Raw genomic sequence first — 12,496 nt, forward strand, 5'->3', positions numbered from 1 at the left:
GAAGTAGAGATGGTGGGAGGCCTCAGTTTTCTCCCACCTTTTTGCTGAGCAGCCCAGCCGCCCAATCCAAAAGATGGTTCACTGCTTCCGCGGTTTGGGCTTCCGCATACAGCCGCAGCAGAGGCTCAGTGCCGCTGCCGCGGATCATCACCCAACTGCCGTCGGCAAGCGTAAACTTGTGGCCGTCTTTGTCGAAATGCTTGATCACCTTCTGTCCCAAAATCTCAGACGGGGGATCCCTCTGCAGCCGTTGGAATAGCTGGGTTTGTTGACTTTGATCCCCTAGGGGCAGGTCGCGGCGCTGGTAAACCGAGCTAAACCCCTCGCGTTCCTGCAAAGCTCTGTAGAGGGCGCTCAGGTCTTGCCCGGTTTCGGTAACGGCTTCGATCAAGTACAGCGCCGAAAGCAGGGCATCCCGCTCGGGGATGTGGCCCAGGTAGCCAATGCCACCCGATTCCTCTCCCCCCAACAACACCTGGGTGCTCAGCATGCGCTCGGCAATGTACTTGAAGCCCACGGGTGTTTCCGTAACCGGCAGGCCATAGCGCCCGGCCACCTTGACAAACAGCTCCGAGCCACTGAGGGTTTTGACGACTTCCCCCCGCAGCCCGCGCCGCCCTGCCAAGTGGTCGATGAGGATGGGGATGAGCACCTGGGGGCTGAGAAAATGGCCTTGTCCGTCGAGGGCAGCAATGCGGTCGGCGTCGCCATCGAAGACCAAGCCGATTTTCAAGGGGGCAGGATCGGCGGCAATGAGCTGGGCAGAAGCCTGCAGGTTTTGCGGCAGCGGCTCCGGTGAGACTCCGCCAAACAAGGGATCCCGCCGCGCCTGCAATTCAATCACCTTCTCCCCCAACAGCCGCTTGAGGCCACCGGCGCCGGAACCAAACATGACATCCACCCAGATCTTGGCTGGGGAGCTTCTAAGCTTTTCTAGATCCACAAAGCGACTAAGCTGAGCCAGGTAGCCGGGCCAGGGATCCCAGGTGTGAATAGGGGCGCGGGTGGATCCCAGGGGCTGCAGGCTACTCAGCTCCTGCTCAATGGCAGCGGTGACCTCCGGGGGCACAGAGCCGCCAAAGCCACCTTTGACCTTAAGGCCGGAATAGTGGGGCGGGTTGTGGCTGGCGGTAATGACCAGGGCGCCATGGCAGCCCTGCTCTTTGGCTCCCCAACTAAAGGCCGGCGTTGGGGCCGCACAGGCGGAGAGGTAGACGGGGATCCCCAGTCGAGCCACCACCTCAGCTGCGTGGGCCGCAAAGCGTTCAGAGAGAAAACGGTTGTCGTAGCCAATGAGGATCCCTTCGCCAGGATAGGTGCGGGCCAACACCTGGGCGCTGGCTTGGGCGGCAAGGGCCAAGTTCTGAAACGTAAAGCCCTCGGCAATGACTGCTCGCCAGCCGTCGGTGCCAAAGCGAATGGAGTTGGCCGCCATGGTTGCCCCCAAGCCCCCCTCGACTACACATAGCACGGAAGTAGCCGCCTCTATCCCAACGCTTTGGGCTCTAGCTGCCCGCTGGGTAGTCGCTGAGGCTGCTGATGTTGCGCCGTCGCAAGCTGGGCGCTGTCCGCTTCACCAGGCCCGTCAGCACGTTGCCAGGGCCAATTTCCCACACCTCTTGAACGCCGTCGGCAGCCATCTGCAGCACCGTTTCTCGCCACCGCACAGGGGCTGTCATCTGGGCCAGCAGCGCCTGTTTGAGGGTCTGGGGATCGCGGCTGGCCGTGGCGGTGCAATTGCTATAGACCGGCACCCGGGGTGTCTGAAACTCAACTTCCCGCAACCGGTGGGCAAACTTTTCTGCTGCTGCCTGCATAAAAGGGGAGTGGAAGGCGCCGCTGACTTTGAGGGGAACGGTGCGCTTGGCCTGCAACTGCTCACAGACAGCCTGCACCCCCTCCACCGAGCCGCTGATTACCACCTGCTCCGGGCTGTTGTCGTTGGCAATGGTAACGTTGGGGGTCATCTGGCAGAGGTGCTCCAGCTTGGTGCGATCAAACCCAATCACCGCTGCCATGCTGCCAGGGGGATCCCCTGCCCGCTCCATCAGTTGGCCTCGTAGGCTCACCAGCCGCAGGCCGGCTTCAAAATCAAACACTCCAGCGGCATAGAGGGCACTGTACTCCCCCAGGCTGTGGCCAGCAGTGCAGCCAGGCGTCTGGCCCTGGGCATAGAGGTAGTCGCTCAAGAGGGCCGACACGGTAAACAAGGCCGGCTGCGTATAGCGGGTCTGGTGGATCTGCTCCTCGGAAAGGGCCAAGGGATCCCACCCCAGCACCTCCCGCGCCAAAGCCAACTTCTGGGCAGCTCCTGGCCAGTCTTGGAGATCCCTTCCCATGCCCACCACTTGGGATCCCTGACCAGGATAGATCCAGGCAATGGTCATCACCACCCCTCCCGAGCTCATCGGCCCCAGCGAAAGACAATGGCTCCCCAGGTGAGGCCGGCGCCAAAGCCCGCCATCACCCCCAGATCCCCAGGACCAAACCGCCCTTGACCAATCCATTCGGCTAGAGCAATGGGGATCGAGGCGCCGGAGGTGTTGCCGTAGCGCTCCAGGACGCTGGCCACCTGCTGGGTCTGCAGCTGCAAGCGCTTGGCCACGGCATCGAGGATGCGCTGGTTGGCCTGGTGGATGAAGTAGCCCTGGACTGCCTCGGCTGGAATCCCAGCCTGAAGGAGGGCTTTCTCGATAACCTCTGGCACCGCCTGGACGGCAAACTTATAGACCTCGCGGCCGTTCATGACGATGGGGCAACAGCGGTACTGCCCCACCCGCAGGGATCCCACCAGGGGCTTAGCTTCGGTGGCCATGGCCAAGCTAAGTAGCTCGCTGCCCTTGCCATCGCTGCGCAGCTCAATGCTGAGGATCCCATCGGCTCCCACCTCTCCCGCTTCCAGCACCACCGCCCCTGCTCCATCCCCAAACAAAACGCAGGTGGCGCGGTCTGTCCAGTCGACGGCGCGAGAGAGCACATCGGCTGCCACCACCAGCGCCCGCCGGTACAGCCCAGTTTGCAGAAACTGGGCCGCTGTGGCCACCGCAAACACAAACCCCGTACAAGCTGCCGTTAGGTCAAAGGCCACTGCCCGACTTGCCCCCAGGGCTGCCTGCACCCGCGGGGCCGAGCCAAAGCGATCGACAGCGGTGGAAGTGGCTAGCAGAAGTAAGTCGAGCTCCTGCGGCAGGATCCCAGCTTGATCCAGAGCAGCTCTTGCCGCCTGGGCCGCCAGATCCACTACACTCAGCTCCGGGGGCAGAATGCGCCGCTGGCGAATGCCGGTGCGAGGCCAAATCCACTCATCAGAAGTGGCAACCATCCGGCTCAGGTCATCGTTGCTCAGGCAGGGATCCGGAAGAGCAGCCCCTACCCCCACAAGGTGTACGCTGGGGAGGCGGTTGTTGGGCATGGGCCCTACCCTTCCCCTCGCTCCAGGGATCCCAACGGCAAGGGACCGGAGGTGTTCCCAGGGCGCTGCTCGGTGCTGGCTTCAGGTTCGCGGGGGTCAACCATTTCCGCCTGCAGTCGCTGCAAGACTTTCTGCTCTGCCGCCTCTTTGGCTAGACGAATGGCGTGGTACACCATTGGCGCCTTGGAGCTGCCGTGGGTAATGACGCAGATGCCGTTAACCCCCAGCAGCAAGGCGCCCCCATACTCCACGTAGTCCATGCGCCGCTTTACCTGCTGGAGGTTAGGCTGGAGCAGCCAGCAACCCAGCTTGCCGCGCCAGCCCCGGGGCAGCTCTTCCCGCAGCACCTGAGTGATCACCTGGCCGACGCTCTCAGCAAACTTGAGCAGGGCGTTGCCGACAAAGCCGTCGCAGACCACCACGTCAAAGTCCCCGGTCAACACGTCTCGCCCCTCGGCATTGCCGGCAAAGTGGATCCCTGGCAACTGGGCCAGGCGCTGGTGGGTGGCTAGGGCTAGATCGTTGCCCTTGTTGGGTTCCTCGCCGATGTTGAGCAGGCCGACCCGCGGCTTCTCAATCCCCAGGACGCACTGGCAGTAGAGGGATCCCATGCGGGCAAACTGTTCCAAAAAGCGGGGCCGGCAGTCCACGTTGGCACCCACATCCAGCAACAGCACTGGCTTTCCCTTGAGGGTAGGCAAAAGGGCAGCGATGGCTGGGCGGTCAATCCCTGCCAAGCGACCCAAGTGGAGATAAGCAGCCGCCATTGCTGCACCCGTGTTGCCGGCAGCCACCACTGCATCCGCCTGCCCAGCGCGCACCTGCTGCATGCAAACATTGATGGAGGCTTTCGGCTTTCTGCGCACCGCCAGAGGCTCTTCGGCCATGCCCACCTCTTCCTCAGCAGGCACAAGGGTAACCTTAGGTGGCAGGGGCCGGGGTAAAAAAGGCTCGAGGGCCTCTAGCCGACCTACCAGCGCAATCTCCAATTGCAGCTGCTGCTGGGCCAGTAGGGCGCCCTTGACAATCTCCGCGGGAGCGTAGTCGCCCCCCATGGCATCAACCGCAATTCGCACGAGTTGACCTCACCCTGCAACCCTTCTAGTCAGCCGACCTTGCGGATCGCCGCTCTCTAGATCCCGTCAGCCGCAAGGGGCTACCGAATTCTACCAAAAAACTGGATCCAAAGCCCTGCCCCCTGGCCACCTGCCCCAGGGCGGCTTTGCCCCCTACAGCGATAGGGCAGTCACCTACAGGCTGCTACCTCGGAGCCTCTTGGTCAGATTTCCTAGGAAGAGCAGCTATCGCTCTGCCTAGGCGTTCATGCTGGAGACGATGAGGTCCACCACGAAGAGAAACAGGGCTACCAGCGCTATAGCTCGATCCCTCGCCAACGCTAATAGTGTGCCCGCCTGCCCAGGGATCCGGTTGCCGTTCGTAAACCCCCATTCTAGGACGTTCTCCCATAGCTGGCTTCAGCAACAAGGCAAGGTGGGGCTTCGGACTCGGAGCTAGGCAGAGCTACCAGCAGAGCCTCCAGCAGCCGCTGCACTCGGCTCAGGCGCAGGCCCGCATCGGCCAAGACGGGGCTGTTGGGGATGATGGCGTGGCGGAAGCCCAGCTTGCTCGCTTCCTTGAGGCGCTGCTCCAACTGGGCCACCGGGCGCACCTGCCCCCCTAACCCCACCTCCCCAATCAAGACCGTGAAGGGATCCACCTGGCGATCCCGGAAGCTAGCGGCCACCGCCACGGCCACCCCCAAGTCGGTAGCGGGCTCGGACACCTGGATGCCCCCGGCGGAGGCGACGTAGGCATCGTACTTGGAAAGCGGGATCCCTACCCGTTTTTCCAGCACTGCCAAGATCTGTAGGAAGCGGTTGAGCTCGATGCCCGTAGCAGTGCGGCGGGGGGAGCTGTAGCTGGTGGGGCTGACTAGGGCTTGCACCTCTACCACCAAGGGGCGAGTGCCCTCCCAGGCGACGATAGTAGCTGTTCCCGGCGTAACCTGATCCCGACTGCTTAAAAAAAGCTGCGAGGGATTGTCCACCTCCACCAAGCCAGAGGCAGTCATCTCGAAAACGCCAATTTCCTGAGCTGCCCCAAAGCGATTTTTGACGGCGCGCAACAGGCGGTGGCTCTGGAAGCGATCCCCCTCAAAGTACAAAACTGTATCCACCAGGTGCTCCAACACCTTGGGCCCGGCCAGGGATCCATCCTTGGTTACATGGCCAACGATGAGCAGGGCCACCCCCAGCTTCTTGGCCACTCGCATCAACAGGCCGGCGCATTCCCGCACCTGGGAAACGGATCCCGGCGCTGAGCTGAGCTGCCCCCAGAAGATGGCCTGAATGCTGTCGATGATCGCCACCTGCGGCTGTAGGGCCTGGATCTCGGCCACAATGGCCTCCAGCTCGGTCTCGGCCAAGAGGTAGAGCTGCTCGCTTTCTACCCCCAGCCGCTCGGCGCGCAGCTTAATCTGCTGGGCTGACTCCTCCCCCGACACATACAGGGTGGGCTTGTGCTTGGCTAGATGCGCGGCAGTCTGCAGCAGGAGGGTGCTCTTGCCAATGCCTGGCTCCCCGCCGATGAGCACTAGGGATCCCGGCACAATGCCGCCCCCCAGCACCCGATCAAATTCGCCAAAGCCGGAGGAAAGGCGAGGGTGGCGATCCGAGCACACCTGGGTGATGGGGAGAGCTAACTGGGGGATCCCGTTGGTGCGGCTAGGCGGGGGAACAAGACGCTGCAGGGGCCTAGACTTGGGGGAGGGGGTGACGACTACCTCCGTCAGCGTGTTCCAGGCGCCACAGTTGTCGCAGCGGCCAAAAAACTTAGGATAGCGCTCGCCGCACTGGCTGCACTCCCAGACGGTTTTGGTCTTGGCCATGGCTGGCAACTCCTAGCCTTGGGAAGCGGCGGTAACAGGAAGGGGCACCTCCGGCAAGACCAGGGATCCGCACTGGGCGTGGTGGCGCAGCAGATGGTCGCAGAGAACTATGGCTACCATCGCCTCCACCATCGGCACTGCCCGCGGCAAGACACAGGGATCGTGGCGTCCCCGCGCCGCCAAGACAGTCTCCCGGCCGTCGAGGGTAACGGTGTTTTGGGGCTGGCGAATAGTGGCAGTGGGCTTGAAGGCCACCCGGAGGACGATGTCTTCGCCATTGCTGATGCCCCCTTGGATGCCGCCGGAGCGGTTGCTGCGGGTGCGCCAGCCGCTGGGAGTCATGTAAAACTCGTCGTTGTGCTGCTTGCCGGTCAGGTAGGTGCCGGCAAATCCCGACCCAATCTCAAACCCCTTGCTGGCGGGCAGGGACATCACCGCCTTGGCCAGGTCGGCTTCCAATTTGTCAAACACCGGGCAGCCCAGGCCGCGGGGCACATGGCGGGCCACGCACTCCACCACTCCCCCCAGGGAATCCCCTTCCCGTGCTGCTGCTTCAATTTTCTGGATCATGGCCGCCGCTGCTTCTGGGTCGGGGCAGCGGACAATGTTGGCTTCCACCTGTTCGGCTGTTACTGAGCTGGGATCCACCTGGGCCTCCACGTCTTTGACCCGTTGCACGTAGGCCAGGATCTCCACCCCTGCCGCCAGGCGCAGGATCTTCTTGGCAATGGCTCCGGCAGCCACCCGGCCAATGGTCTCCCGCGCTGAGGCCCGTCCTCCCCCCTGCCAGTTGCGGATGCCGTACTTGGCCTGGTAGGTGGCATCGGCATGGGAAGGGCGAAAGGTGGTGGCCATTTCGCTGTAGTCCTGGGGGCGGGCGTCCTGGTTGCGCACCAGGATGTGGATGGGCGTGCCCAGGGTAAAGCCCTGAAAAACGCCGGAGAGGATCTCGCAGCGATCGGCTTCCTGGCGGGGAGTTGTGATGTGGCTCTGGCCGGGACGGCGCCGATCCAGCTCTGCCTGAATGTCGGCCTCGCTCAGGGGCAGCCGCGGTGGGCAGCCGTCCACCACCACCCCCACCGCCCCACCGTGGGACTCCCCGTAGGTGGTGACAGAAAACAGGACGCCGAAGGTGTTGCCGTTGGCCATGGGATCCCGTTGAAAATCCCCCTGTGCTGATAGCTTTATTCTGCCCTAGGCAACCGCTGGGCGGCGCGGTGCAACTGACGGCAGCTGGCAATTCCCCTCAACACCAGGTGAGGATCCCAGCGCAGCTCTGGGTCGAGGGGGCGCAGGTGGAGGTAGAGCAGCTTGCCATCGCCGCCAGTTAGCAGCAGCGGGCCTTGGGGAAAGCGGCAGCGCCAGTCGGCAAGGAACTCCCGCAATCCCGCTAGCAGCGTATGAAGGATGCCGCTGTGGATGGCGGCTACGGTGTCCCTGGCCCAGCGGGGGGGCAAGGGATCTGCCGGATCCCACTGCACTTTGGGCAGTCGGGCGGTGTGGTCGGCCAAGGCTTGCGCCTGCAGCCCTAGGCCAGGCAGGATTGCCCCTCCCACCAGGGATCCCTCAGGGTCAGCTCCCGTCAGGGTTAAAGCAGTGCCGGCGTCGATGACCAAACAGGGCCAGCCGTAGCGGATCCCAGCGGCCCACAGAGCTAGTGCCCGATCCAGCCCCAGGCTGGGGTAGGGATCCCGCAGCGGTACCTGGGAGAGTTCAAGGCAATGCACCCAAGGAGATGCCGGCGGCAAAGGGGCAGAGCCGACAGCAGCTAGCCACAGCTCCGTCTCTTCTGGCCAGGCCAAGGGCTGGTGGGCGGGAAACTGCTCTACTTTGATTAGGGTCTCTCCGGCAAACCAGCCCCAGCGCACATGGGTGTTGCCCAGCACGGCGGCTAGCCACAGGTCTGCTTGGGCCTTAGAACTCATGCAACGGCTCTGCTTCCATTTGCCCGGCAAGCTGCCATTTTCAGTAGGCGCCTTGAGTTCCTCTAGGCGAGACCCTAGGCTAGGCTGCGCCCCCGCTGCTGCAAGTACTTGAAAACGGTGTTCAGATCCTTGTCGCCCCGCCCAGAGCAATTGACCACTACCCGCTGCTGGGGGCCAAGTTGAGGGGCTAGGGTCTTCAGGTAGGCCAGGGCGTGGGCCGTCTCCAGGGCGGGGATGATTCCCTCCAGGCGCGATAGCAATAGCAGCGCCTCCACCGCCTCGTCGTCAGTAACTGCGTAGTACTCAGCCCGCCCAATCTCCTTTAAGTAGCTGTGCTCCGGCCCCACACCGGGGTAATCCAAGCCAGCGCTGATGGAGTGGGCCTCCTGCACCTGGCCCTCTTCATCTTGCAGCAGGTAGCTCATGGCTCCGTGCAAGACCCCAATGCGACCGCGGCTAAGAGTAGCAGCGTGGCGGGAGGTGTGCAAGCCCTCCCCGGCAGCTTCGATGCCGATAAGCCGCACCTGGGGATCCTGAACAAACTCGTTGAACAACCCCAGGGCATTGGAGCCGCCGCCTACACAGGCCAGCAGCACGTCCGGCAGGCCTCCCCATTTCTCTTGACACTGCTGTCGCGTCTCCTGGCCGATGATATCGTGAAAGGTCCGCACCAGCTTCGGGTAGGGGTGGGGTCCAGCCACCGTGCCAATGACGTAGTGGGTGGTCTCCACGTTGGTTACCCAGTCGCGGATGGCCTCGGAGAGGGCGTCTTTGAGGGTGGCTGTGCCTGATTCGACCCCCCTTACCTCAGCGCCCAGCAGGCGCATCCGCTGCACATTGGGGGCCTGCCGCTCCATGTCCACTGCCCCCATGTAGATGACGCATTCCAACCCAAAACGAGCACACACCGTTGCCGTGGCCACCCCATGCTGGCCAGCGCCAGTCTCGGCAATGATCCTTCGCTTGCCCATGCGCACCGCCAGCAGCACTTGGCCAAGGGCGTTGTTGATCTTGTGGGCGCCGGTGTGGTTGAGATCCTCCCGCTTCAGGTAGATCTGGGGGCCGCCGTAGTGCTCGGTAAGCCGCTGGGCAAAGTAAAGGGGACTGGGCCGCCCGACAAAGTCCCGCAGTAGGCTGTGAAACTCGGCGCGAAAGTCGGGATCCCGCCAATGCCGCTCAAAGGCTTCCTCCAGCTCTGTGAGGGCACTCATCAGGGTTTCCGGCACAAACCGGCCCCCAAACGGCCCAAACCGGCCCTGCGGATCCGGACGCACCCTCGGGTCAAGGGGATCCAAAGCAGCAGGATGGGCAGCAGTAGCTGGGGAAGTCGGGGTCATGGCAGAGGGTTAGCAGGAGTTTGGCAGCCGGCAATAGGAGATAGACTTCCCCAATTCTACAGAACTCTCAGGAAGGAGATGGGCCGACCTCTTTGTAGGGAAAAGATTTCCGGAGTCCTCGGATTTTGGTTTTGGGCGCAGCCTTCTCCAAGAGCAGCCTACACTTAGGGGTATGGAGAGGGCTACCGATCGCGTTAGCGGGACGGAGTCCTTGTTAAGAAGATCTGCCGCGTGCCTAGCCTGTCTGCTTGCCGGGCTCAGCTTGGTGAGGGAATCTCAGCCCAGTTAGGTTTTCAACCCTACATCAATGCCCGCTTTGGCTACCGCATCGACTACCCGGCAGACTTTGTCCCCCAAGGGGAAGCTGACCACAGCGACGGCCAGGTATTTATCGGGAATCGGGAGCTGAGCTGCGCGCTTGGGGCGGCTACAACGTCTTTCAAGCAACGCCTGCCAGCGCCTTGCAAGAAGAGCTGCGCCGCAGCCGATCATCCGACGCCGGGTTACCTACCAAGTTGCCGGTCGGGATTTCTTTGTGATCTCTGGCTACGAACCAGACGGTCAGCGGATTTTTTACCTCAAGAAGCTTGTCCGACCTTCCCTGCAAGCCGGCTTTGAATTCGTGTACCCGGCCAACCGGCGCGAGCGCTACGACCGGGATGTGGAAGCTATAAGCCGTTCCCTGAGCCTTGTGGATCCCTGAGCCCAAACCCAAGTTGCGGCATGATCGTAGGGATCCCTGGCAAAATTCAATGGCCGAGAGACCGCTGGACAATTGGCTGCAGGAACGCATGCGGGCCGTTGGCCTCTTCTCATGGCGGGCCTTGCAAGCACGGGCAGGGATCAGCCGCCGTGCCCTCAATCAAGTGCGCCAGGGGAAGTGGGGATCCCTGCGTCTGGAGCAACTACAAAAGCTGGCTGCCGCCCTGCAGTGGGATTTGGGATTCCTGCTGCGCCTAAACGGACATGACAAAATGGGATCCACCGAACCACCGGAAGTCCTCTTCTCCCTGCTGCAGCCGCTGCTTACTAGCTACCCCACCGTTCGCGAAATCGCCCGCCGCAAGCCCGATTGGCCGGCCCAAAACGTAACGGCTCTCTTTCGCTCCTTGGATGCCCTGCTGCAGCACTGGGGGTATGAGCCCATCGGCAGCCCTCTTGAATCCGTCCCCTTCGACCCGCAACTGCACCAGCCAGATCAGCCGGATATTCGGCCAGGGGATCCCGTCTACATCCGCTTTGTTGGCTATCGCCGGGGAGACGGCATCCTCTGCCCTGCCAAAGTCAGCCGCTCTCTGCCCGGAGGACTGAGCTGATGGCACCTGTCTCCAAAGCGACGCTAGCCATTGACTTTGGGACCAGCAATACGGTGGTGGCAGTTTGGGATCCCGTCCAAGCAGCGCCCCGCCTGCTCAGCTTTCCCGGTCTTTCCCGGCAGGAGCAAGCCCACTCGGCCATTCCCAGCTTGGTCTATGTGAAGGGCAAAAACCAGCTCCTCGTAGGGGAAACCGTGCGCGCCGGTCGTTGGGGAGCGGTGGATCCGCAGCGGCTGTTTCAGGGCTTCAAGCGGGAGTTGGTGGCAGAGTTTGTGCCTCCGCCGCGAGTTCTGGATGGGGAGCGCTACGACGCTGAGAGGGTGGCCCAGGCTTTTTTGCAGGCGGTGATGGAAGCTGTCCAGAAAGAGGGCCTGCAGCCGCAGCAGGTGGTGTTTACAGCCCCTGTCGGCTCCTTTGAGCGCTACTTGAACTGGCTGCGGAGGGTGGCCGGCGCCTGTGGCTGGGATCCCATTCAAATCGTGGACGAGGCCACTGCCGCTGCCCTGGGCTATGCGGTCGGCCAGCCGGGATCCGTGGTGCTAGTGGTGGATTTCGGCGGCGGCACCTTGGATCTCAGCCTAGTGCGCACCCTGGCCCCCCAGGCAGGTAACTCCGTTCTCAAGGCGGAGGTGATTGCCAAAGCCGATGCCTACGTAGGCGGGGTGGACATCGACATCTGGATTGCCGAATACCTGCTGGGGCAACTGGGGTTGAGCCGACAGCAGCTTGGGGCCCTGAGCTGGATCACGCTTTTGGAGCAGGCAGAGCAGCTCAAGATTGCCCTTTCCACTCAGCCCGAGGCCGTGAGCAGTTGGTTTGACGACGAGGCCCTGACCGCCTATGAGCTGCGCTTGGATCGGCAGGCGCTGGAGGAGATTTTAGAAGCCCACCAGCTCTTGGATCAAATCCGCCAGTGCCTAGACGATGTCCTCCTCACCGCCCAGGCAAGGGGGTTGGCCAAAAGCCAAATTGAGCAAGTGCTTCTGGTGGGAGGGAGCTCCCAACTGCCGGCAGTCCAAGAGCTGCTCCGCTCCTACTTCGGCAAAAAGAAAGTCCGCTGCGAACGCCCCTTCGATGCCGTGGCCCTGGGCGCCCTGCAGGTAGGCTGCCAGGTGAAGCTGGAGGATCGCCTCCACCACAGCTACGCCATCCGTCTCTGGGATCCCTTGCAAAAAAGCTATATCTACTACCCTTTGTTCGAGCGGGGCAGCCCCTACCCCTGCCGACGCTCCGAGCCCTTGATCTTGCAGGTGGCCAACGACGGCCAGACTGAAGTTCGCCTCGATGTGGGGGAAGTGGCCCAAGTGGCCCAAGCCGAGGTGGTTTACGACGAGCTGGGGCGCATGAGCAGCCGCCAACTTACCCGGCAAACCGATTTCCGATCCCTGACCCTTGGTACTGAGCCAGCTTGCCTGGCCCGCCTGCAGCCCCCTGGGCGAGTCGGGGAAGACCGCCTGCGGGTAGAATTTGCCATCGACGCCTCGCGACGCCTGCTGGCCACCATTATCGACTTGCAGACTCAGCAGCCTTTGGTAGAAGCTCAGCCCGTAGCCACCTTAAGTTAGAGGATTCTACCTGGCCTGGACTTGCCTGGGTTTCCTGGTGAGCCAGCGGTGGGA

Annotated in this window: 11 protein-coding genes; 3 read left to right on the forward strand and 8 right to left on the reverse strand. The window is 62.7% G+C overall.

The annotated features are described in order from the left end of the window. Positions 1-22: 22 nt before the first annotated feature. From NW860_RS04490 to trpB, 8 genes are all read right to left on the reverse strand, one after another. Positions 23-1,435, reverse strand: coding sequence for a phosphoglucomutase/phosphomannomutase family protein (locus tag NW860_RS04490; protein ID WP_414512670.1), 1,413 nt, complete (start codon positions 1,433-1,435; stop codon positions 23-25). Positions 1,436-1,505: 70 nt separating this feature from the next. After that, a complete protein-coding gene (gene fabD, locus NW860_RS04495) occupies positions 1,506-2,387 on the reverse strand; it encodes an ACP S-malonyltransferase (protein WP_414512682.1) in 882 nt (293 codons plus the stop codon). Between the two features lie 17 nt (positions 2,388-2,404). After that, positions 2,405-3,412 carry a beta-ketoacyl-ACP synthase III gene (locus tag NW860_RS04500; protein WP_414512672.1) on the reverse strand — a complete coding sequence of 336 codons (1,008 nt, stop codon included), beginning with the start codon at positions 3,410-3,412 and terminating at the stop codon, positions 2,405-2,407. A gap of 5 nt (positions 3,413-3,417) precedes the next feature. Continuing rightward, positions 3,418-4,488: a phosphate acyltransferase PlsX gene (gene plsX, locus NW860_RS04505; RefSeq protein WP_414395534.1), complete on the reverse strand. Its 1,071-nt coding sequence runs from the start codon at positions 4,486-4,488 to the stop codon at positions 3,418-3,420. 374 nt (positions 4,489-4,862) lie between these two features. After that, positions 4,863-6,299, reverse strand: a complete 1,437-nt coding sequence (gene radA, locus NW860_RS04510) for a DNA repair protein RadA (RefSeq protein WP_414512674.1) — start codon at positions 6,297-6,299, stop codon at positions 4,863-4,865. A 12-nt stretch (positions 6,300-6,311) separates the two neighbouring features. Continuing rightward, positions 6,312-7,448, reverse strand: coding sequence for a chorismate synthase (gene aroC / locus NW860_RS04515; protein ID WP_414423040.1), 1,137 nt, complete (start codon positions 7,446-7,448; stop codon positions 6,312-6,314). 35 nt (positions 7,449-7,483) lie between these two features. Further along, positions 7,484-8,224 carry a pantothenate kinase gene (locus tag NW860_RS04520; protein WP_414512676.1) on the reverse strand — a complete coding sequence of 247 codons (741 nt, stop codon included), beginning with the start codon at positions 8,222-8,224 and terminating at the stop codon, positions 7,484-7,486. Positions 8,225-8,298: 74 nt separating this feature from the next. Further along, positions 8,299-9,561, reverse strand: coding sequence for a tryptophan synthase subunit beta (gene trpB / locus NW860_RS04525; protein WP_414395542.1), 1,263 nt, complete (start codon positions 9,559-9,561; stop codon positions 8,299-8,301). 418 nt (positions 9,562-9,979) lie between these two features. On the opposite strand from trpB, the gene NW860_RS04530 reads away from it, so the two are divergent. Genes NW860_RS04530 through NW860_RS04540 form a run of 3 tightly spaced genes read left to right on the forward strand, consistent with a single transcriptional unit; the run spans position 9,980 to position 12,442 of the window. Beyond that, positions 9,980-10,264, forward strand: coding sequence for a hypothetical protein (locus NW860_RS04530; protein ID WP_414395544.1), 285 nt, complete (start codon positions 9,980-9,982; stop codon positions 10,262-10,264). A 49-nt stretch (positions 10,265-10,313) separates the two neighbouring features. Further along, the gene (locus NW860_RS04535; RefSeq protein WP_414512678.1) at positions 10,314-10,877 is read left to right on the forward strand and encodes a helix-turn-helix domain-containing protein; all 564 of its coding nucleotides are present in this window, start codon (positions 10,314-10,316) and stop codon (positions 10,875-10,877) included. Then, positions 10,877-12,442 (forward strand): Hsp70 family protein, encoded by a 1,566-nt coding sequence (locus NW860_RS04540; RefSeq protein ID WP_414411620.1) that lies wholly within the window; start codon positions 10,877-10,879, stop codon positions 12,440-12,442. Before NW860_RS04535 ends, NW860_RS04540 begins: the two co-directional genes overlap by 1 nt. Positions 12,443-12,496: the final 54 nt, after the last annotated feature.

The organism is Synechococcus sp. F70.1 (genome assembly GCF_047502745.1).
GTDB lineage: Bacteria > Cyanobacteriota > Cyanobacteriia > Thermostichales > Thermostichaceae > Thermostichus.